This is a genomic window from Kitasatospora acidiphila, from assembly GCF_006636205.1.
Taxonomy (GTDB): Bacteria; Actinomycetota; Actinomycetes; order Streptomycetales; family Streptomycetaceae; genus Kitasatospora; species Kitasatospora acidiphila.
This window is the reverse complement of the sequence record NZ_VIGB01000003.1, coordinates 7,785,526-7,803,463: the sequence shown is the minus strand read 5'-3', so window position 1 is coordinate 7,803,463 and position 17,938 is coordinate 7,785,526. Positions and strand designations below refer to the sequence as shown.

Here is a 17,938-nt window from a genome sequence, read left to right as displayed (position 1 = left end):
GGTCCTGCTCAGCCCTGCGGTTGCCAGGCCTCGAAGTTCCAATCGGGGAAGGAGTAGTCGTCCCACAGCACGCGTTCGTCGTCCTGCGGCCCGAGCTGCAGTCGCTCGGGCACGTCCCAGATCTTGGTGGCCCGCTCCACCGGGGTGTAGCTCGACCAGCCCGGCGAACCGGTGCGGGCGAATCCGGACCAGGCGTCCATCATGTCCTGCGAGAGCGCGGTGAGTTGCGGCCGCTCGGCGGCCAGCGTCGCGGCACCGCGCGGATAGGCGTCGAGGTCCAGGTTGCCGAGGACGAAGGGCACTTCCTCGGTGTGCATGGCGCCGAGGTTCTGGGCCTCGGGCAGCCCCGCGACATGGGGGACGTGCCAGTCGAACTGGTAGACATGGGTGGGCCGCCAGCGGTCCTGTGCCTCGGCCATCCGCAGCGTGGGCACGCGGAAGACCTGGTCGGTGAGCATGGCGTTGACCACCCGGCCCGGCGGCAGGTCCGGCCGGTCGGTCGCGTACACCTGGTACATCTGCTGCTTCCGGTCGGCCAGCACTCTCGGGAAGGTGCGGTAGGCGGACAGCGACAGGTCCAACACGCGGGGGTCGAAGAGCGCCCAGTAATCGGTCTCGTTCTCGTTGGTGCCGAGCAGCAGGTCGACCCGGCGGGCACTGCCGGCCGCGATCCGCTCCACCACCGGCCCTGGAATCAGGGTGCCGTCGATCGACGGACCGAAGAAGAGCGCGCTGGCCGCTCCCGAGATCCCCTGCTGGGCCTTCTGTTGGATCTGGAGCAGTTGCGCGGTGCTCATCGCGTCCAGTTGCGCGATGCTGGTGACGTTCCCGGCGGCCAGCACATGCGCGGCGGCGTCCTGCGCGTACTGGTGGTCGTGTACGAGATAGCCCGGGCCGCTCTCCAGGATGGCGCGCTGGAACAGCCGCTCTGGGTGGTCGCCGGCCAGCAGCGCGGAGATCGAGATCGCGCCTTCCGACTCCCCGAAGACCGTGACCCGCCCCGGGTCCCCGCCGAACGCCCGGATATGCCCCTGCACCCAGGTGAGCGCCGCGATCTCGTCGCGCAGCCCGTTGTTCCCGGAGCCGGCATAGCGCGGATCCAGGCCACCGAGTTCGGTCCAGCCGAGCAGCCCGAGCCGGTAGTCGACGCTGACCACGACCGCATCGCCGCGCGCGGCCAGCGCCGAGCCGTCGAAGACCGGTTCGCTGGCGGCACCGAACTCGTCCGCGCCGCCGTGCAGGAACACCATGACCGGTCTGTGCGTGCCGCCGGTACGCGGCTGCCAGATCTGGGTGTACAGGCAGTCCTCTGTGCCGACTCCGGGGCCGGCGGCCAGGTCCTGCGGGCACCCCGGCTTGGCCGTGGTCGCCGCCAGGGTGCCCTGCCAGGACAGCGGCGGGGCAGGCGGGCGGAACCGCCGGGCACCGGTGGGCGGCGCCGCGTACGGCACGCCGAGGTAGGCGCAGACCGCGCCCTGGGCCACGCCCTGCACCCGCCCGAACCCGGTCCGGGCGAGGCAGTCGCGCCCGCCGGCCACGCTCGCAACACCGCCGGGGTCGGCGGCGGCCGGGCCGGCCGCGCCGAGCAGGCCTCCCACGAGCAGTGTGAGCGCGGCCGCCACCGCTCCCGTCGCCTTGCCGATGGCCGTCCGGACCATGACGCACGCCCCTCTCGCACCCGCTGACCGGAGGACCTGACTGGTCCTCAGCTGCCTCCAGCATGCGCGATCGGGGAGCCCGGGGAATCAACCCGGCGGGTGGAGCCGTGGATCTCCACCCTGGGGTGGAGCGACAAGGCCACTCGGATGGAGCCGGACTGACGGAGAGTCACCTCCGAGGCGGCGGGCTCAGCGCAGCCGACTGGCCACCTCGCCCAGCGCATCGGCCAGCACCGCGAGCTGCTCCCGGTCCAGCACGTCGATCAGCGCCTCCCGCACCGCCGCAACATGCCCGGGCGCCGCCTGGCGCAACAGGGCCATCCCCTCGTCGGTGAGATAGGCGAACACTCCGCGCACATCGCTCGCGCAGGACCGCCGCCCGACCAGTCCCGCCTTCTCCAGCTGGGCGACCTGGTAGGTCAGACCGCTCTTGGAGGTGATCAGACGGTCGGCCAGCTCGGTCATCCGCATGGCGCGCTCGGGCGCGGCCGACAGGTGCACCAGGATCTCGTACTGCGGGTGCGACAGCCCGGCCTCGTCCTTCAGCTGCTGCTCCAGCCGGCGCGCCACCAGGTTGCTCGCCGCCACGAAGCCGCGCCAGGCCGCCATCTCCTGCTCGTCCAGCCACCGGGTCTCTGCCATGGGTGCCACTGTAGTCGGCCGTTCAAATTTGAAGCGAATTGTGGTACGTCGCCAGACCCGGCCGGGCCGGTCGTGCTGCAGCTCCAGGCGGGACGGCCACCGGCGATTCGCCGACCGTTTTCGTCCGGAATGACTAGGTTTGGAACCACCACAGGAGAGGACGGACACCATGGCTACCCCGGTCGACCACCAGACTCACAGCGCACACGACCACCAGCATGGCGAGGGCTGCGGCCACACCGCCGTCCCGCACGGCGGCCACGTCGACTACGTACACGACGGCCACCTGCACCGCGTCCACGACGGCCATGTCGACGAGTGCGAGACCCCGGCCCACGTCGAGCACTCCGAGCACACCCACCGCCACGGCGAGGGCTGCGGCCACACCGCCGTCCCGCACGGCGACCATGTCGACTACGTGCACGACGGGCACCGCCACGCCGCCCACGCGGGGCACTGGGACGACCACTGACCCGAGGCCCCACTGCGCCGCCGCCGGCCCGGGTCAGCCCGGGCCGGCGGCGGCGTTGTCGGTGCAGGTGCCGGTCAGCCCCACGGCGTGGCGGACGTCCGCGAAGCCCGACGTCCCGGCGACCCGCTCGGCCCAGGACCGCACTACCTCGACAGGCCCGAGGTCGGGCGACTTGACATGGCGTCAGGTGACGGCAAGAGTCTTAGTGCTAATGGTTTTCATCTTCGATACCGAAAGGCCGGACCGCCATGTCACTCAACGTCTCCCCCGCCCTGCTCGCCCAGGCCGAGGCCGGCGAGGTCGACCAGGCCGAGTTCATCGACACCGTCCGCACCTCGCTCCCGTACGCCTACCAGGTGGTCGCCGGCCTGAGCAGCGAACTCGGCGATACCGCCGAGGAGTTCGTCAACGACAACACCACCCCGACTGACGACGAGCGGGCCCAGCTGCTGCGCGCCCTCGCCAGCAACGCCATCCGCGGCAGCCTGGAGCAGCACTTCGGAGTCAAGCTCGCCTTCGTCAACTGCCACCGGGTCGCCGCCTTCCGCCCCGGCACCGAGCAGGGCGACGCCTACCGCAGGTTCACCTCGCAGCGGAACCAGATCCTCAACCAGAGCCCGGAGCTGCGCAGCTGCTGAGACAACAGTGGGGTGGCACCCCCCGGTGCCACCCCACACCCGTGCGCGCAGCCGAGCCGCGCTACCCTCCGTTGGTCCATCGGCGCAGGTGAGCGGGGTACGGCAATGATTTCGGGGGACAGCGGCACGGCGGCCGGCCTGAGGTACACGGCCGTCGGCATCGCCGCCACCGGTCTCGGCGGCATCGGCACCGCGTTCTGCGTCGACCAGGCGGTGCTGGACGCTGGCCTGGTCGGCGACCAGGCCAGCGTCCAGCAGTGCGTCACCTCCAAGGACGGCAAGACCTTCACCACGAGCTGCTGGGGGACGGTCCACGCACAGCGGGGTGACTGGTCGGCCCGGCTCGACGAAATGCCCCGCTCCTACTCGCCCGACCAGGCCGTGCAGGTGCGCTGCACGGCACGCGACTGCCGCCAGCCGGACGTCTCCGGGGCGGCCGGGTTCCTGATGGGCTTCTGCGTCACCCTGGTCGTCCTCGGCGCGGGCCTGCTGTCCCTGCTGACGGCGGCGCGCTGCCGGCTGGGGCCCGACTTCGCCCGGGTCACCCACCCGCGCCGCGCCAAGCTGGTGGACAAGGGGTTCACCGTGTTCTGGCTCAGCGTGGTCGTGCTGTTCTTCGGCTCCGCCGTCGTGCTGCTGGCCGGCGTCCGCTGAGCGCGCGACCCTTGCACCAGGGCCGACGACGCCCTGGTTGTTCAAATTCGAACGACAAGGTATGGTCGAGGCGTCGAGGTTCAAATTTGAACTAGATCAGGACAGACCGCCCGAGCCCATCCCGGCAAGGAGACCGACATGCCCGTTCGCCGCCTCAATCACGCGGTCCTCTACATCCGCGACGTCGCGACCTCTGTCGCCTTCTACACCGAGGTGCTCGGCTTCAAGGTCGATGTGGAGATCCCCGGACGGGCCGCCTTCCTGAGCGCCGAGGAGACCCTCAACGACCACGACCTCGGCCTGTTCGCGATCGGCGCCGGCGCCCCCGGGCCGCAGTCCGGCCGGGTCGGCCTGTACCACCTCGCCTGGGAGGTCGGCACGCTGGGCGAGCTGGCCGAGATCGGTCGTGAGCTCGCCGAACGCGGCGCCCTGGTCGGTGCCACCGACCACATCGTCTCCAAGTCCTTCTACGCCAAGGACCCGGACGGCAACGAGTTCGAGGTGATGTGGCGGGTGCCGCGCGAGGACTGGCCCAGCGGGGACGAGGAGGGCGGCATGCGGGCGCTGGACCTGCAGGCCGCGATCGACCGCTGGGGCACCGAGCTGGCCACCGGCGCCGCGGCCGGCTCCCCCACCTGAGAGACCCCTTGGGCTACTCGGGCCCCGGCCCGCGCTGACAGCGGGGACACCAGAACGCCACCCGCTGCTGCGGCGCCACGCCCTGGCCGGCGGTGCGGATCGCCGCACCGCAGCGCCGGCAGGGCTGCCCGGCCCGCCCGTAGACCCAGTGGCTGCGATCCGGCCGCAGCTCACCGGTGGTCGGATGCCCCGGGCGCATCCGGTTGGCATGCAGCAACCGCTGCGCCTTGGCTAGCACCCTGACCGGCGCGGGCAACTCACCGAACGGCGTCCAGGGTGTGACGCCCGCCAGGAAGCACAGCTCATTGGCGTACACATTGCCGATCCCCGCCAGGTTGCGCTGGTCGAGCAGCGCCTCCCCGGTCGGCCGTTCCGGCGCGGCGGCCAACCGGCGCAGCGCCTCCTCGACCGACCAGTCCGGGCCCAGGAGGTCGGGACCGAGATGGCCGACCGCCTCGGCCTCCGCGGTGGTCGGCAGCAGCTCCACCACCGGCAGCCGGTAGCCGACCGCCGTCCACTCGGCATTGCCCAGCACGGCCCGGATCTGGTGGCCGGGCCCGCCGGTCCACCGCTCCCCCGTGCGATAGACCTGCCATCGGCCGTCCATCCGCAGATGGCTGTGCAGGGTCAGCCCGCCCTCCAGCCGGGTCAGCAGATGCTTCCCGCGCGGGCGCACCTCCAGCACCTGACGGCCAGTCAGCCGTGCGGTGGCATGCGCGGGCACCCGCAGGTCGGCGCTGGTCAGCACCCGCCCGGCCAGGGCCTGGTGCAACTGCGCGGCGGTCCGGAACACGGTGTCACCCTCGGGCATGCCCCCAGCATGCACCCACCCGTAACCAGAACACTGGCCAAGGACCGTAGCGGAGGCAACACGGTGGGTGCTCCCACTGCTAGGCTGCCGCATCCGCCGATCGTCCGGCAGACCATGAGGAGCGCCCACCATGGCCCCCACTGCTACCCGCGTCATGACCCCGGCCGCCCCCAAGAAACCGGCGGGAACGCGTCCGGCCCGGATGCCAACCGACGACCTGGAAGATGACGCGACGATCAAGGGGGTGACGTACAGCGGCACGGATCTCACCGGCCGAGAAGCCGAGGCGCTGGAAGTCGATCAGTGCCGCTTCGAGAACGTGCGGCTCACCGGCACCGTGATGCGCCAGTCCGTCTTCTCCAACATCGTGTTCGACACCTGTGACTTCGCGCAGGTCCGTACTCAGGACGTTTCCCTGCTCAGGTCATCGCTGACCTCCAGCAGGATCACTGGCTCTTCTTGGGCCAACGGCCACTTCCGGGACGTAATGTTCGACAGCTGCCGGACGGACTTCACGCTGTTCCGGTACGGCAAGTTCAAGAACGTGCTGTTCAAGGGCTGCAATCTCCAGCAGGCGGACTTCCAGTTCGCCGAACTGAGGGACGTTCGATTCGAAGACTGCAACCTGACCGGAGCCCAGTTCGCCAATGCGGACATGCAGCGGGTCCGGTTCGAGGGCTGCACGATGATCGACGTGGGTGGTGCCGCCAGCCTCAAGGGCGCTGCCGTACAAGGCGCAGGGGCGATGGAACTTGCCCTCAGCATTGCACGGCAGGCCGGCATCGCGATCGAATCCTAGGCGGCGGCCGGGATCGCGTAGTGCGCGAACTCCTTGCTGGAGATCGAGCGTTCCACCAGCTCGAAGTCGACGGTCTCGGCGAAGGCGCGGAGTTCACGCACCAGCAGCGTGCCGTAGGGCGTGAAGTACTCGATCCTGTCGAGCAGGCCGTCGGTGCACTCCAGGAGCGAGGCGCGGAACTTGTCGACCAGCTCCGTTTCGCCACGCTGCTGCTGCATGTACATGAGCGGCGGGGCGACGACGGCCGAGTGGAACGCCTTGTCGAGCGGGCGCAGCTGGCCGAACTTCACGGCCGAGACGACGCGGCACTCGGGGGCTTCCAGGGCGGCGGCCGGGAGGGTGTAGAGCCGGTACACCATGTCGGCGAGGAACACGTTCAAGTGGATGGTCTCGTGGACCAGCGATTCGGCGAAGTCGTGGGCCCTCCATTCATCGCCGGGGCTCATCGACACCAAGCCGGGAACGTGGGATCCGGAGCCACCGCCCTTGTTCTTGGAACTGAACAGCACGAGATCAGTGACCAGCAGGTCGACCAGGCGTCCGAGGTCGGGGGCCATGTCGCGGGTGTGAAGGAGCGCGACGGAGACGTCACGCTGCCACTTGTCGCGGGTCCCTTCCGGGGTGTCGGCCAGACCTTCGAAGATGTTCTCGAAGATCCGGTTCTCAATCAGGAAGTCGCCCCACGGGCTGTCCTCGAACGACACCGTGATGCCCGTGCCAGTGGCAGCGATGGCACGCCGCAGCGAGATCACCCTGCGGTATGCCGCCGACAGCTCGGCGGGATTGGGCGTGGTGCCGGTGACGGCGGTGACGAGGCGGGTGATGGTCTCTTCGGCGTGGTGGATGTTCAGGAAGCGCATGAGCTCCTCCAGTGTGAGCAGGGTGGGGGACACATGTGCCCGGCCCCGTGGCGGCGGCCGGGCACACGGGTTGAGTCAACCGATCAACTAGCCAGTAGCCAGAGTTAGTTGGTCCAGCCGCCCATCATCGAGACGTTGCCATCAGCAAAGAACGCCGCGACGTTGTCACTGATGGCGGTCGCCTCCTCCTCGGTGACGGTGGTCTCCAGTTCCTCGGTGTTCTCGACGATCGCGCTCATCGCGTTCTCCTCTCGTGAGTTCCTCCCGACGCCGGGGACGACGCCGGTCTTGCTACCACCGGGCGCACCTTCGCGCCTGACGGAATCTCTGGGTGCCGACCCGGTCAGGAGACGCTGAACTCGGCCGGCTGCGGGCCACCGAGCCCCTGTGCGAGAGCCTTGGCAGCACGGTGCGGCTGGGTCATCAACTGACGGCGCGTGAAGGGCTGCTGAGGCAGCTCCAGTTCTGCCCAGACTCGCTTTCCGCGCCGGTTGCGCCCCGCACCGTGCCTGATGGCGAGCGCTTCGACCAGGGTGAGTCCGCGCCCCGAGGTCTCAGTCGGGCCCGCCGACCGCTGCTTCGGCATGACTCCAGAGCCATCCAGCACCTCGACCACGAGGCGGTTCAGCCGCCTGATGTACAGTCAAACCGCTTGCACAGCACGCTGGGTACTGGCGTGACTACGCGCTCCGGTATATCGGGTATACGGGAGTTCCCGTGGCTCGACAGGGAAGAAATGACCGGCTGGCCGAGGCGCTCGACGAAGCCGGATGGACCCTTGACCAGCTCGCTTCCGAAGTAAGGCGCATCGCAGCCGAGTACGACGACCCCCTGCGGACCAACAAGTCTGCCGTCGATCACTGGGTGAAAGGAGCCCAGCCGAGAGTCAACGCCACCCGGTACCTGACGGAGGCTCTGTCACAACGCCTGGGCCGCGTCCTCGTGCCATCCGATCTCGGGCTAGCCTCGACGGAAGACGGGGATGACGCGAACCTCGGCCTCTCTGTCGGGCCGGACGCCGTGGGAGTCCTCGCACAGATCTGGAGGGCTGACTTGGATCGTCGACGCTTCATCGTGACCTCGGCCTATTCGGCCGCAGCATGTCTCCTCCCGCTGGGTGTGGTCGAGGAGATGGGTCATCGCACCAGTACCGCCCTGCGTGGCGGATTCGCCGGAATGCCAGAAGTGGAAGCCGTCCGGGACATGATCGGAATGTTCATGATCATGGACGAGCGGCACGGCGGGCAACATGGCCGAAGCGCCCTGGTGCAATACCTGATGAGCGACGTGGCCGGCCTGTGTCGCGGACGATTCCGCACCGAGCAGGTTCGGGCGGAGATGCTGTCCGCCGCGGCCGTCGGCGTGCACTTGGCGGGCTGGAAAGCCTACGACGCTGGGGAGCAGGGTCTCGCTCAGCGCTACTACCTCCAGTCCTACTCGCTGGCTCGTGCTTCGGGCATCGCCGGCCACGACGCCTTCGTCTTTCGGACCATGTCCCAGCAGGGCATGAAGCGCCGCCGCCCAGAGCACTGCCTGGATCTGGCCGCTGAGGCAGTCCGCCGGAGCGACGGAAGGGTCGGCCCCCGAGACACAAGCACTCTTCGCGGTCACCCACGCCCATGCCCTCGCCGGTGCGGGCAGGCGCCGGGATGCCGTCCAAGCACTTCAACGGGCGCAAGACCTTATGTCGGCCTCCATCGGCGAGCCGGTGCCGTTCTGGGCGACGTCCTGGGGGCCGGTCGCGGCGACCGTCCAGTCCCGCACCGCCAAGGTCTTCGAGAGGCTGGGGAACGCAAGCGGGCTGAGGAGCAATACGCCCGGGCTGCGGTTGGAAGGCCGGCCGAGACCTACGCCAGGATCTTCGCGCTGGACCTCGTCGCCCAGGGTTGCATGCAGCACTCACAAGGGCATCTGGAGCAAGCCTGCTCGACCTGGCACCGGTCCATCGACAGCATGGGCGGCGTCCGGTCCGAACGCACCCGCAAGGCTGTGGTTTCCATCCGGCACAGCCTCGCTGCCGTTCGGTCCAGGGGCGTCCGCACGGCCCAAGACCTCGATGAGCGCGCCCGGGTATTCCTCTCCGCGTAAACGGAAAGGGAAGACGGTGTCACCCTCGGGCATGCCCCCAGCATGCACCCACCCGGCCCAACCGCCGGTGCGTGCCGCCTGTCGCACGGGGCCCGGGCCGGGTGTTGCGCCTAGGGTCAGCGGCAGTGCCGGGCACCCGCGGCGGCACGTCCCGTCTGGCGAGGAGGCGACCGATGGCCATCGCAACCGTGAACCCGGCAACCGGGCAGACCCTGCGGACCTTCGAGCCCTACACGGCGGCCGCCGTGGAACAGCGCCTGGCCCGCGCCGAGCAGACCTTCGCGCAGTACCGGCTGACCGACTTCGCGCGGCGCGGCGAGCTGATGCACCGGGCCGCCGAACTGCTGGACGCCGACCAGGAGACCATCGCCCGGCTGATGACCACCGAGATGGGCAAGCCGCTCACCGCGGCCCGCGCCGAGGCGGCCAAGTGTGCGAAGGCGATGCGCTGGTACGCGGACCGGGCGCCCGCGCTGCTCGCCGACGAGCACCCGGCGCCGACCGATGTGACCGACGCCGGAGCCTCCCGGGCCCTGGTGCGCTACCGCCCGCTGGGCGTGGTGCTGGCCGTGATGCCGTGGAACTTCCCGCTCTGGCAGGTGATCAGGTTCGCCGCACCGGCACTGATGGCCGGCAACGTCGGCCTGCTCAAGCACGCCTCCAACGTGCCGCAGACCGCGCTCTACCTGGAGGACCTGTTCCGCGGCGCGGGCTTCCCGGACGGCTGCTTCCAGACCCTGCTGATCCCCTCCGCCACCGTCTCCGACGTCCTGCGCGACCCCCGGGTCGCGGCGGCGACCCTGACCGGCAGCGAGGGTGCCGGGCGGTCGGTGGCGGCGGTGGCCGGCGACGAGGTCAAGAAGACCGTGCTGGAGCTGGGCGGCAGCGACCCGTTCGTGGTGCTGCCCTCGGCGAACGTCGCCGCGGCCGCCCGGACCGCGGTCACCGCCCGGGTGCAGAACAACGGGCAGTCCTGCATCGCGGCCAAGCGGTTCATCGTGCACGAGCAGGTCTACGAGGAGTTCCGCGCCGCCTTCGTGCAGCGGATGGCGGCGCTGCGGATCGGCGACCCGTTGCAGGAGTCCACCGAGATCGGGCCGCTGGCCACCGCCCAGGGCCGCGAGGACCTGGGTGAGCTGGTGGCCGACGCGCTGGACCTCGGCGCGCGGGCGGAGTGCCAGGTCGCGGTGCCGGCCGGGCTCGGCGAGGGCTGGTGGTATCCGCCGACCGTGCTCAGCGGGATCACCGAGCAGATGCGGATCCACCACGAGGAGGCGTTCGGCCCGGTCGCCACGCTCTACCGGGCCGAGAGCCTGGACCACGCCGTGGAGCTGGCGAACGACTCGCCGTTCGGGCTGAGCTCCAATGTCTGGACCACCGAACCCGCCGAGCAGGAGCGGTTCGTCCGCGACATCCAGGCCGGCGGGATCTTCTTCAACGGGATGACCGCCTCGCACCCGGCGCTGCCCTTCGGCGGGGTGCGCCGCTCGGGCTACGGGCGCGAGCTGTCCGGGCACGGCATCCGCGAGTTCTGCAACGCGACCACGGTGTGGATCGCCTGAGCGCGGCCGAGGGTCCGGCCCGCACGCACTCGGTGCCGGCCCCGGTCGGTGCGGCCCGGCCTCAGTCCTCGCCCAGTACGGCGTACCACTCGACGTCGCCGTGCTCGAAGGAGTCGGCCGCCGCCTCCTCCTCCAGCATCCGGCGCTGCGCCTGCTCGGCGTGAGTGGCGGGCTCGCCCGGGGTGTTGGTCTCGCGTTCCATCATGACCTCCTCGGCTAGGGATTCCTGCAGCTAGCAGCCAGCGGTACCCGGGGCGTTGGTGATCAAACGGACCCGCCGGATGGTTCGCTCGGATAGCGGACAAGTAGCCTCGGGCTATGGCAGATTCGAACACCGAGGGTGAAATCCGCCCGATAGCCGACCCGGTCGGGCCGGAGTGGCAGGAGCGGCCGGAGCAGCTGCGGGAGGCGGCCGAGCCGGAGCAGCTGCGGGAGGCGGCCGAGCCGGAGGCGATCGGCGGCGAGAGCGCCTGCCTGCTCCCCCTGGTCTGCGCGGAGTGCGGGGCGCTGGCCGAGCAGCGGCCGCCGACCGTCTGCTGGCGCTGCGGGGCGGTCGTGGACCGGGACTGACGGGCCGGGACTGACGGCCGGGACCGGCGCGCTCGGGGCAGCCGTCAGCCGCCTTCGGGCCGCGGGCCCTGCAGGCAGAACCGGCCGCCCTGCGGGTCGCGCAGATCAGCCCAGCGCCCGTACGGGCTGTCATTGACCTCGCCCAGCACATCGGCGCCGAGCCGCTCGGCCAGTTCCACCGATTCGTCGGCGTCGGCCACCGAGAAGTAGACGTTCCAACTCGGCCGGGCCTCCGGGTCGGTCGCCGTCACCAGAGCCGCCACGCTGCGGTCTGCGGACCGCAGCACCACCCGCTCGTTCTCCCAGCGCACGTCGAAGACGCCCGACTTGCGGCTGTCCCAGCCGAACACCTCGCCGTAGAAGATCGCGGAGTCGAAGGCATCCTTGGTGCGCAGCTCGATCCAGACCGGGCCGCCGGCCAGCGAGTTGAGGACGGCTCCGCTACCGGTCTCACCCTCCCAAACGCCGAAGGGGGCACCGGACCGGTCGGCGGCGATCAGCATCCGGCCCGCGTCGAAGCCCAGCGGACCGATCGCCACCGTGCCGCCGCGGGCCTGGATCCGCTCGGAGATGGCATCGGCGTCCTCGGTGCCGAAGAAGGTGGTCCAGGCGACCGGCAGGTGCAGGTCGGAGGCGCTCATGCCGGCCACCGCGACGCCCTCGGCCAGAGCGCGCACATAGCGACCCCAGCGGTCCGGGCCGCGACTGAACGTCCAGCCGAGCAGCTCGCCGTAGAAGGCCATGGCGCTGTCCAGGTCGCTGACCGTCAGGCTCACCCAGCTGGGCACGGCCGGCACGCACCGCACCGCAGCCCCCTTCGCCGCCGCCGGCTCGGTCATCGCACCGCCTCCTCGCTGCCCGAGCACCGACCGGCCCGGCCTGGTCCGACCGTACCCGGAGCACGCCCGCGTCGCACGGACCCGCCCGGCGAGCGCCGCGCTGCGCCGCAGGCCGGGGCGCAGCGCCGGTGCCCGGCGGGGCTACGGCCTGGTCATCCGCAGCACATCGAGCGCCTCGTCCAACTGCTGCTCGGTCAGCAGGCCTTGCGACAGATAGCCGCGCTCCACGACCACCTGACGGATCGTCTTGCCCTCGGCGAGCGACTGCTTGGCCACCTTGGCGGCCTCCTCATAGCCCAGGTACCGGTTGAGCGGGGTCACGATGGACGGTGAGGATTCGGCGTACTCGCGGGCCCGCCCGACGTTGGCGGTGATCCCGTCGACGGTGCGGCCGGCCAGCAACCGGGCGGCGGAGGCGAGCAGTTGGATCGACTCCAGCACATTGCGGGCGATCACCGGGAGCATCACATTGAGCTCGAAGCTGCCGCTGGCACCGGCCATGCCCACGGTCGCGTCATTGCCGACGACCTGGGCCGCCACCATCGCCACCACCTCGGGGATCACCGGGTTGACCTTGCCCGGCATGATCGAGGAACCCGGCTGCAGATCGGGCAGGTTGATCTCACCCAGGCCGGTGCGCGGACCGGAGGACATCCAGCGCAGATCGTTGACGATCTTGGTGAGCCCGACCGCGATGGTCCGCAGCTGGCCGCTCAGCTCGACCAGGCCGTCACGGGCGCCCTGCGCCTCGAAGTGGTTCCGCGCCTCGGTCAGCGGCAGGCCGGTACCGGCGGCCAGCTCGGCGATCACGGCGGCGGAGAAGCCGGGCGGGGTGTTGATGCCGGTGCCGACCGCCGTGCCGCCCAGGGGCAGCTCGGCCACTCGGGGCAGCGTGGCGCGCAGCCGCTCCTGGCCGTAGGCGACCTGGGCCGCGTAGCCGCCGAACTCCTGGCCGAGGGTGACCGGGGTGGCATCCATCAGATGCGTCCGGCCGGCCTTGACCACGCCGGCGAACTCCTCGGCCTTGGCTGCCAGCGCCGCCTCCAGCTCGGCCAGCGCGGGCAGCAAGTCCTCGGTGACGGCTGCGGTGGCGGCCACGTGGATCGAGGACGGGAACACGTCGTTGCTGGACTGGCTGGCGTTGACCTGGTCATTGGGGTGCACCGGCCGCCCCAGCCGCTCGCCGGCCAGGGTGGCGATCACCTCGTTGGCGTTCATGTTGGACGAGGTGCCGGAGCCGGTCTGGAAGACGTCGACCGGGAACTGGTCGTCCCAGCGCCCGTCGGCCACCTCGGCGGCGGCCTGCTGGATGGCCTCGGCCACCGCGGCGTCCAGGATCCCGAGCGCGCCGTTGACCTTGGCCGCGGCCGCCTTGATCCGGGCCAGGGCCGCGATGTGGGCGCGATTCAGCCGCAGGCCCGACACCGGGAAGTTCTGCACCGCGCGCTGGGTCTGCGCCTGCCACTTGGCGGCGGCCGGGACCCGCACCTCCCCCATCGAGTCGTGCTCGATGCGGTACTCACCCTGCTGGGGACTCATGACTCCACCTCCACGGATCTCAGCTCCCCGAGGTGCCGGGGTATTTCCCGGCGCTACGCCGTGTGAGTGACCGCCGCCCGTCAGGCCCGGTGGCTCTTGCGCGGTGCGCCCCGGTAGCTGCCGAAGTTCCAGCGGTTGCCCTCCGGGTCGACGGCGGCGAAGTCGTACGAACCGTAGTCGGTGGTGTGCGGCTCGGCGGTGATCCGCGCACCTGCCGCCTTGGCGCGCTGGTACACCTCGTCCAGGCGGTCGGTGACCACGTACGCGCCGAAGCTGCCCGGCGGGAGGTCGAAGCCGTCGTCCTCGCTCTCCCGGACCGAGCCCAGCATCACCCCGCCGCCCTCCGGCCAGTCCAGCTCGGCGTGGTGCACCACCTCGCCCTCCCCGTAGACCACGTTCTCCTCGAAGCCGAACGCGTCGACCAGGAAGCGGATCAGGGCCCGGGCGTCCCTGGCCCGCAGGCTCGGCCAGACCTGCGGCAGCCGCTCCTGCTCGGCGGCCCCGGTGGCTCCGGTCTGCTCGGTTGCCATGGCGAACGACCTCCTCGCCCCGACGGCTCACGACGCGCCGCCGGCTGCGGTACCCGGCGGCCGCTACTTCCAGCCTGCCCCGGCGGCGGGCCCGCGCCTACCCGAGCAGCCGATCGAGGAACGGGTTGCTGAACACGTGGTTGGGGTCGTGGCGGTCGAGGGTGGCGACGGCCGCGTCCCAGCCGGGGCCGCCGCCGGCCCGCAGGCTGTCGGGGATCACCCGGCCGAGTACGTCGGGGTCGGCCCAGGTGGCGTCGGCGGTGTAGGCCCAGCCCTTGGACCACTCGACGCGCAGGCCGGCCCTGGTGCCGTCGAAGGTGGCGATCAGGAACTGCTCCAGGTCCCGGCCGAACTGGTGCAGCCCGGGGGTGCCGGGCAGGGTGAGCACGTCGAACCAGACCGCCACGTCCCACTCGGGGTGGTCTGGTCGGGCCCGGATCGCCGAGAGCAGCGGGGGCTGGGCACCGGGGACGCCGCTGGCCGCCGGGTCCTCCAGGCCGGTCACCCGGATCTCCACGGCGCCGTTGACCGGGAACTGGCCGCGGTCCTGGTACTGCGTCAGCAGCCGCTGGTACTCGCCGGTGACCTGGTTGACCACCCACTGGACGTCCGCGCGCCGGGCCAGCACGGCGTATCCGTTGGCGGTGACCCGCAGGGTGGTCGGGCGGACGTACTGCAGCACGGTGCGGGAGGGGCCCCAGAGGTCGGAGCGCAGGCCGTCGGCCAGCAGGTGGGTGACCACGTCCAGGGTGAGCAGGTCGCGGATCAGGGTGCCGGAGAGCAGCACATCGGTGAGGTCTCCGGTGAGCCCCAGCCTGGCGATCAGGGACTGGAGTTGGCCGAAGGTCGGGGCCAACCCCCAGGATCCGGCTACCAGTTCTCCGGCCAGTGTGGCCACCGGGGTCGGGATGCTGTCCGAGAAGGGGTAGTTGTAGGGCTGGTCCACGGCCCGGGAGCCGAACGGCTGGGTGGGGCTGACGCTCCAGGTCTTGATCCACGGGAAGTCGGTGAAGGCGAACCAGATCGCCTCGATCCGGCCGCTCTGCTCCATCAGCCCGGCGAAGGTGCGGGCGCCGCCGGTGCCGGGGGCCGCGAAGAGCTCGCTGACCGGGATGTCCATCCGGCTGAGGCAGCGCAGGTTCTGGTCCGGGCCGACGCGCAGCACGGCCTCGGTGACGAACGCCCGGCCCAGGTTCACCAGCAGGGCCGCGCAGTCCGGGTCGGCGCGGTCGAAGGTGCGCAGCGCGTACCGGCCGGCGGTGGCGTCCCAGACCACGGCGGTGAGCTCGGTGACCAGGTTGCTCACCGAGCCGAAGCCGTGCCCGGGGGCCGCGGTCTCGCCGGCGGTCGGCACCGCGGTGCCGTGGCCGCCGATGGCGAGCACCCCGCCGAGGGTGAGGTCGCCGGGTGCCGGGCAGTGCGCGATGCCGAGGCCGCGGCCGGCCAGCTCGGCGAGCAACTGCTCCATGGCGGCGCCGGCTTGGGCCCGGACGGCGGGCGCGGCGGTGCTGCCCGCCGGGCTGATCGCGGTGAGGTGGCGGGTGGTGTCGAGTAGCAGCACGGTGCTCGCGGCGGGTGTGCCGTCGGCGACGGTGAGCGGCGCCCAGGTGTGCCGGAAGCCCTGGGCGCGCAGCTGCCAGCCTTGGGCGTGCGCCCAGTTGGCGAGGGTGACCACGTCGTCCGGGGTGCTCGGGGCGCAGGTCCACAGCTGGTCGGCATGGATCTCGCCGGCCCAGTTCTCGAAGACCTGGCGGTAGACCTCGATGCCGCCGGGGAACGCGGGCGGCGCGGGGAGGGGCGGGCCGGCGTCGGCCTGCGCCTGGTCGGGCGTGACGGCGCCGCGCAGCAGCCAGGCGGCCCCGCCGAGCGCGGCGGACCCGGCCAGCAGGCGGCGGCGGGTCAGGCCGCCGTCCGTGGTCGGCGCGGTGTCGTTCTCCATTGGTGCCTCCCCGGGCCCGTGCGGTGCGTGACGCTGTCGACGCTAGGGATCAACGGTGTGCGGTGTCCGGGCGTTCTTCATCAATCAGTAGTTCGAGTGAAGCTAGACCGTTCGGGGAACCGTTCGGGCTCTCGGTACGTTGATCGCCGTCCTCGGCGCGCGCCCGGGCCCGGCTTGGGCCACGGTGGAGGTGACAGCAGCCCCAGTACCGCCAGGAGGCCTCCATGACCGAGCACACCTACCGGGTGACCGAGATCGTCGGCTCCTCCCACGAGGGCACCGACGCCGCGATCCGCAACGCGCTCGCCCGCGCCTCGCAGACCCTGCGCAACATCGACTGGTTCGAGGTGACGCAGGTGCGGGGGAACGTCGCGCAGGGTGCGATCGAGCACTACCAGGTGACCGTCAAGGTGGGCTTCCGCCTGGAGGACGCGCACTGAGGCCGCCGCGGGTGCCGCGCCGAGGACCTCGGCGCGGCACAGCCATGCCGCGGCGCCCGGGCGCGCGGCTACGCGGGCTGCCCCGGCAGCGGCGGCGGGCCGTCGGCTTCCGGGGGCCCGCCGAGCTCCGGGGGCCGCGGCCGACGGTGGCGACGCCACGGCGTCAGCAGGTTCAGCAGGCGGCGCATCCGGATGACCCGCATGGTGGACAGCTCGGTGTCCAGCACGGAGTCCGTCCGCAGGTCGGCCTCGATCTCCTCAAGGAGCTGCTGTTCGCGCGGGGAGAGAGCCGGACCCTCCATGATCCCCGCCTCCTCACCTCTGGACCTTCTGGGTGACGCTATATCCCCGCTGGTGCCCCGGGCGGGCCCTTCCTAATCGCCCGGGGGCCGCAGCGGCGGGCTCAGGGTTCCGGAACCCCGGGCAGGCCGGTCTCGACGCCGTCCAAGGCGTGCGAGCAGACGCAGTCGCGGTCGGCGGGCAGTGCCTCGACCGCTTTGAAGAGCACCCCGCGCAGCCGGTCGACATTGCGCGCGAAGACCTCCAGGACCTCCGCATGGGTGACCCCCTCACCGGCCGTCACACCGGCGTCGAGGTCGGTGACCAGCGCGAGCGAGGTGTAGCAGAGCCCGAGTTCGCGGGCGAGCACGGCCTCCGGGTGGCCGGTCATGCCGACCACCGACCACCCGTTGGCGGTGAACCAGCGGGATTCGGCGCGGGTGGAGAACCGCGGGCCCTCGATGACCACCAGTGTGCCGCCGTCCACCGGCTCCCAGGCCTGGGAGCGAGCGGCGGCGAGCGCGGCGGCCCGGCCGTCCGGGCAGTACGGGTCGGCCATCGACACGTGCACCACCTCGGGGACGGTGCCGTCGGGCAGTGGCAGCCCGTCGTAGTAGGTCTGCACCCGCCCGGAGGTGCGGTCCACGAACTGGTCGGGGATCAGCAGGGTGCCCGGGCCGTACTCGGGGCGCAGCCCGCCGACCGCGCAGGGCCCGACCACCTGGCGGACCCCGAGCGAGTGCAGTGCCCAGAGGTTGGCCCGGTAGTTGATCCGGTGCGGTGGCAGTTTGTGCCCGCGGCCGTGCCGGGGCAGGAACGCGACGGTGCGCCCGCCGATCCCGCCGAGGAACAGCGAGTCGCTGGGCGCACCGTACGGGGTGTCGACGGTGATCTCGGTGACGTCGTCCAGCAGGGCGTAGAGGCCGGAGCCGCCGATGACTCCAATCTCGGCCCGCTGTGCGGTGTGCTGATCAGTCAT

Annotated in this window: 22 protein-coding genes; 9 read left to right on the top strand and 13 right to left on the bottom strand. The window is 71.3% G+C overall.

All coding sequences use genetic code 11. The features are described 5' to 3' along the window. Positions 1 to 8: 8 nt before the first annotated feature. Positions 9 to 1,658 carry a carboxylesterase/lipase family protein gene (locus E6W39_RS36835; RefSeq protein WP_141637154.1) on the bottom strand — a complete coding sequence of 550 codons (1,650 nt, stop codon included), beginning with the start codon at positions 1,656 to 1,658 and terminating at the stop codon, positions 9 to 11. A 189-nt stretch (positions 1,659 to 1,847) separates the two neighbouring features. Next, on the bottom strand, positions 1,848 to 2,300 hold the full coding sequence (locus E6W39_RS36830; RefSeq protein WP_141637153.1) for a MarR family winged helix-turn-helix transcriptional regulator: 453 nt from the start codon (positions 2,298 to 2,300) through the stop codon (positions 1,848 to 1,850). Positions 2,301 to 2,469: 169 nt separating this feature from the next. Between E6W39_RS36830 and E6W39_RS36825 the strand changes: the two genes are divergently transcribed. From E6W39_RS36825 to E6W39_RS36810, 4 genes are all read left to right on the top strand, one after another. Then, on the top strand, positions 2,470 to 2,772 hold the full coding sequence (locus E6W39_RS36825; protein WP_141637152.1) for a hypothetical protein: 303 nt from the start codon (positions 2,470 to 2,472) through the stop codon (positions 2,770 to 2,772). 248 nt (positions 2,773 to 3,020) lie between these two features. Beyond that, complete coding sequence (locus tag E6W39_RS36820; RefSeq protein WP_141637151.1) at positions 3,021 to 3,410, top strand: SCO5389 family protein; 390 nt, start codon at positions 3,021 to 3,023, stop codon at positions 3,408 to 3,410. A 105-nt stretch (positions 3,411 to 3,515) separates the two neighbouring features. Continuing rightward, entirely contained in the window at positions 3,516 to 4,064 is a 549-nt protein-coding gene (locus tag E6W39_RS36815) for a hypothetical protein (RefSeq protein ID WP_141637150.1), read from the top strand. A 138-nt stretch (positions 4,065 to 4,202) separates the two neighbouring features. After that, positions 4,203 to 4,703 carry a VOC family protein gene (locus E6W39_RS36810; protein WP_141637149.1) on the top strand — a complete coding sequence of 167 codons (501 nt, stop codon included), beginning with the start codon at positions 4,203 to 4,205 and terminating at the stop codon, positions 4,701 to 4,703. 13 nt (positions 4,704 to 4,716) lie between these two features. Here the strand turns inward: E6W39_RS36810 and E6W39_RS36805 are convergent, their stop codons facing one another. Next, entirely contained in the window at positions 4,717 to 5,514 is a 798-nt protein-coding gene (locus tag E6W39_RS36805) for a DNA-formamidopyrimidine glycosylase family protein (RefSeq protein WP_141637148.1), read from the bottom strand. A gap of 130 nt (positions 5,515 to 5,644) precedes the next feature. Between E6W39_RS36805 and E6W39_RS36800 the strand changes: the two genes are divergently transcribed. Further along, complete coding sequence (locus E6W39_RS36800; protein ID WP_228718564.1) at positions 5,645 to 6,313, top strand: pentapeptide repeat-containing protein; 669 nt, start codon at positions 5,645 to 5,647, stop codon at positions 6,311 to 6,313. Here the strand turns inward: E6W39_RS36800 and E6W39_RS36795 are convergent. The 3 genes from E6W39_RS36795 to E6W39_RS36790 all read right to left on the bottom strand — a co-directional run bounded on the left by E6W39_RS36795 (position 6,310) and on the right by E6W39_RS36790 (position 7,789). Then, positions 6,310 to 7,173 carry an aKG-HExxH-type peptide beta-hydroxylase gene (locus E6W39_RS36795; RefSeq protein WP_141637147.1) on the bottom strand — a complete coding sequence of 288 codons (864 nt, stop codon included), beginning with the start codon at positions 7,171 to 7,173 and terminating at the stop codon, positions 6,310 to 6,312. The genes E6W39_RS36800 and E6W39_RS36795 overlap by 4 nt on opposite strands. Positions 7,174 to 7,277: 104 nt before the next feature. Then, positions 7,278 to 7,412, bottom strand: coding sequence for a hypothetical protein (locus E6W39_RS43270; RefSeq protein ID WP_267286722.1), 135 nt, complete (start codon positions 7,410 to 7,412; stop codon positions 7,278 to 7,280). A gap of 104 nt (positions 7,413 to 7,516) precedes the next feature. Further along, positions 7,517 to 7,789 (bottom strand): ATP-binding protein, encoded by a 273-nt coding sequence (locus E6W39_RS36790; protein ID WP_141637146.1) that lies wholly within the window; start codon positions 7,787 to 7,789, stop codon positions 7,517 to 7,519. Between the two features lie 101 nt (positions 7,790 to 7,890). Between E6W39_RS36790 and E6W39_RS36785 the strand changes: the two genes are divergently transcribed. Both E6W39_RS36785 and E6W39_RS36780 read left to right on the top strand, forming a co-directional pair. Continuing rightward, complete coding sequence (locus E6W39_RS36785; RefSeq protein ID WP_228718563.1) at positions 7,891 to 9,261, top strand: hypothetical protein; 1,371 nt, start codon at positions 7,891 to 7,893, stop codon at positions 9,259 to 9,261. A 173-nt stretch (positions 9,262 to 9,434) separates the two neighbouring features. Next, the gene (locus E6W39_RS36780; protein ID WP_141637145.1) at positions 9,435 to 10,823 is read left to right on the top strand and encodes an NADP-dependent succinic semialdehyde dehydrogenase; all 1,389 of its coding nucleotides are present in this window, start codon (positions 9,435 to 9,437) and stop codon (positions 10,821 to 10,823) included. A 61-nt stretch (positions 10,824 to 10,884) separates the two neighbouring features. On the opposite strand, the gene E6W39_RS40055 is transcribed toward E6W39_RS36780, so the two are convergent. Beyond that, a complete protein-coding gene (locus E6W39_RS40055; protein WP_180356316.1) occupies positions 10,885 to 11,025 on the bottom strand; it encodes a hypothetical protein in 141 nt (46 codons plus the stop codon). A gap of 116 nt (positions 11,026 to 11,141) precedes the next feature. Here E6W39_RS40055 and E6W39_RS40615 point away from each other — a divergent pair, with 116 nt between their 5' ends. After that, positions 11,142 to 11,393, top strand: a complete 252-nt coding sequence (locus tag E6W39_RS40615) for a hypothetical protein (RefSeq protein WP_220140409.1) — start codon at positions 11,142 to 11,144, stop codon at positions 11,391 to 11,393. A 44-nt stretch (positions 11,394 to 11,437) separates the two neighbouring features. On the opposite strand, the gene E6W39_RS36770 is transcribed toward E6W39_RS40615, so the two are convergent. The 4 genes from E6W39_RS36770 to E6W39_RS36755 all read right to left on the bottom strand — a co-directional run bounded on the left by E6W39_RS36770 (position 11,438) and on the right by E6W39_RS36755 (position 16,240). After that, positions 11,438 to 12,232 carry a VOC family protein gene (locus tag E6W39_RS36770; protein ID WP_141637144.1) on the bottom strand — a complete coding sequence of 265 codons (795 nt, stop codon included), beginning with the start codon at positions 12,230 to 12,232 and terminating at the stop codon, positions 11,438 to 11,440. A 141-nt stretch (positions 12,233 to 12,373) separates the two neighbouring features. Further along, positions 12,374 to 13,771: a class II fumarate hydratase gene (locus E6W39_RS36765; protein WP_141637143.1), complete on the bottom strand. Its 1,398-nt coding sequence runs from the start codon at positions 13,769 to 13,771 to the stop codon at positions 12,374 to 12,376. Between the two features lie 80 nt (positions 13,772 to 13,851). Beyond that, a complete protein-coding gene (locus E6W39_RS36760; protein ID WP_141637142.1) occupies positions 13,852 to 14,301 on the bottom strand; it encodes a VOC family protein in 450 nt (149 codons plus the stop codon). Between the two features lie 97 nt (positions 14,302 to 14,398). Beyond that, the gene (locus E6W39_RS36755; protein WP_141637141.1) at positions 14,399 to 16,240 is read right to left on the bottom strand and encodes a cholesterol oxidase substrate-binding domain-containing protein; all 1,842 of its coding nucleotides are present in this window, start codon (positions 16,238 to 16,240) and stop codon (positions 14,399 to 14,401) included. Between the two features lie 224 nt (positions 16,241 to 16,464). Between E6W39_RS36755 and E6W39_RS36750 the strand changes: the two genes are divergently transcribed. Beyond that, a complete protein-coding gene (locus E6W39_RS36750; protein WP_101378889.1) occupies positions 16,465 to 16,680 on the top strand; it encodes a dodecin in 216 nt (71 codons plus the stop codon). Positions 16,681 to 16,748: 68 nt separating this feature from the next. Here E6W39_RS36750 and E6W39_RS36745 read toward each other — a convergent pair whose 3' ends face one another. Beyond that, positions 16,749 to 16,982 carry a hypothetical protein gene (locus E6W39_RS36745; RefSeq protein ID WP_141637140.1) on the bottom strand — a complete coding sequence of 78 codons (234 nt, stop codon included), beginning with the start codon at positions 16,980 to 16,982 and terminating at the stop codon, positions 16,749 to 16,751. Between the two features lie 101 nt (positions 16,983 to 17,083). Further along, complete coding sequence (locus tag E6W39_RS36740; RefSeq protein ID WP_141637139.1) at positions 17,084 to 17,938, bottom strand: S-methyl-5'-thioadenosine phosphorylase; 855 nt, start codon at positions 17,936 to 17,938, stop codon at positions 17,084 to 17,086.

Coding starts and splice junctions, on each gene's coding strand:
- E6W39_RS36835 (WP_141637154.1), bottom strand. CDS start 1,658: ATGGTCCGGACGGCCATCGGCAAGGCGACGGGAGCGGTGGCGGCCGCG.
- E6W39_RS36830 (WP_141637153.1), bottom strand. CDS start 2,300: ATGGCAGAGACCCGGTGGCTGGACGAGCAGGAGATGGCGGCCTGGCGC.
- E6W39_RS36825 (WP_141637152.1), top strand. CDS start 2,470: ATGGCTACCCCGGTCGACCACCAGACTCACAGCGCACACGACCACCAG.
- E6W39_RS36820 (WP_141637151.1), top strand. CDS start 3,021: ATGTCACTCAACGTCTCCCCCGCCCTGCTCGCCCAGGCCGAGGCCGGC.
- E6W39_RS36815 (WP_141637150.1), top strand. CDS start 3,516: ATGATTTCGGGGGACAGCGGCACGGCGGCCGGCCTGAGGTACACGGCC.
- E6W39_RS36810 (WP_141637149.1), top strand. CDS start 4,203: ATGCCCGTTCGCCGCCTCAATCACGCGGTCCTCTACATCCGCGACGTC.
- E6W39_RS36805 (WP_141637148.1), bottom strand. CDS start 5,514: ATGCCCGAGGGTGACACCGTGTTCCGGACCGCCGCGCAGTTGCACCAG.
- E6W39_RS36800 (WP_228718564.1), top strand. CDS start 5,645: ATGGCCCCCACTGCTACCCGCGTCATGACCCCGGCCGCCCCCAAGAAA.
- E6W39_RS36795 (WP_141637147.1), bottom strand. CDS start 7,173: ATGCGCTTCCTGAACATCCACCACGCCGAAGAGACCATCACCCGCCTC.
- E6W39_RS43270 (WP_267286722.1), bottom strand. CDS start 7,412: ATGAGCGCGATCGTCGAGAACACCGAGGAACTGGAGACCACCGTCACC.
- E6W39_RS36780 (WP_141637145.1), top strand. CDS start 9,435: ATGGCCATCGCAACCGTGAACCCGGCAACCGGGCAGACCCTGCGGACC.
- E6W39_RS40055 (WP_180356316.1), bottom strand. CDS start 11,025: ATGGAACGCGAGACCAACACCCCGGGCGAGCCCGCCACTCACGCCGAG.
- E6W39_RS40615 (WP_220140409.1), top strand. CDS start 11,142: ATGGCAGATTCGAACACCGAGGGTGAAATCCGCCCGATAGCCGACCCG.
- E6W39_RS36770 (WP_141637144.1), bottom strand. CDS start 12,232: ATGACCGAGCCGGCGGCGGCGAAGGGGGCTGCGGTGCGGTGCGTGCCG.
- E6W39_RS36765 (WP_141637143.1), bottom strand. CDS start 13,771: ATGAGTCCCCAGCAGGGTGAGTACCGCATCGAGCACGACTCGATGGGG.
- E6W39_RS36760 (WP_141637142.1), bottom strand. CDS start 14,301: ATGGCAACCGAGCAGACCGGAGCCACCGGGGCCGCCGAGCAGGAGCGG.
- E6W39_RS36755 (WP_141637141.1), bottom strand. CDS start 16,240: ATGGAGAACGACACCGCGCCGACCACGGACGGCGGCCTGACCCGCCGC.
- E6W39_RS36750 (WP_101378889.1), top strand. CDS start 16,465: ATGACCGAGCACACCTACCGGGTGACCGAGATCGTCGGCTCCTCCCAC.
- E6W39_RS36745 (WP_141637140.1), bottom strand. CDS start 16,982: ATGGAGGGTCCGGCTCTCTCCCCGCGCGAACAGCAGCTCCTTGAGGAG.
- E6W39_RS36740 (WP_141637139.1), bottom strand. CDS start 17,938: ATGACTGATCAGCACACCGCACAGCGGGCCGAGATTGGAGTCATCGGC.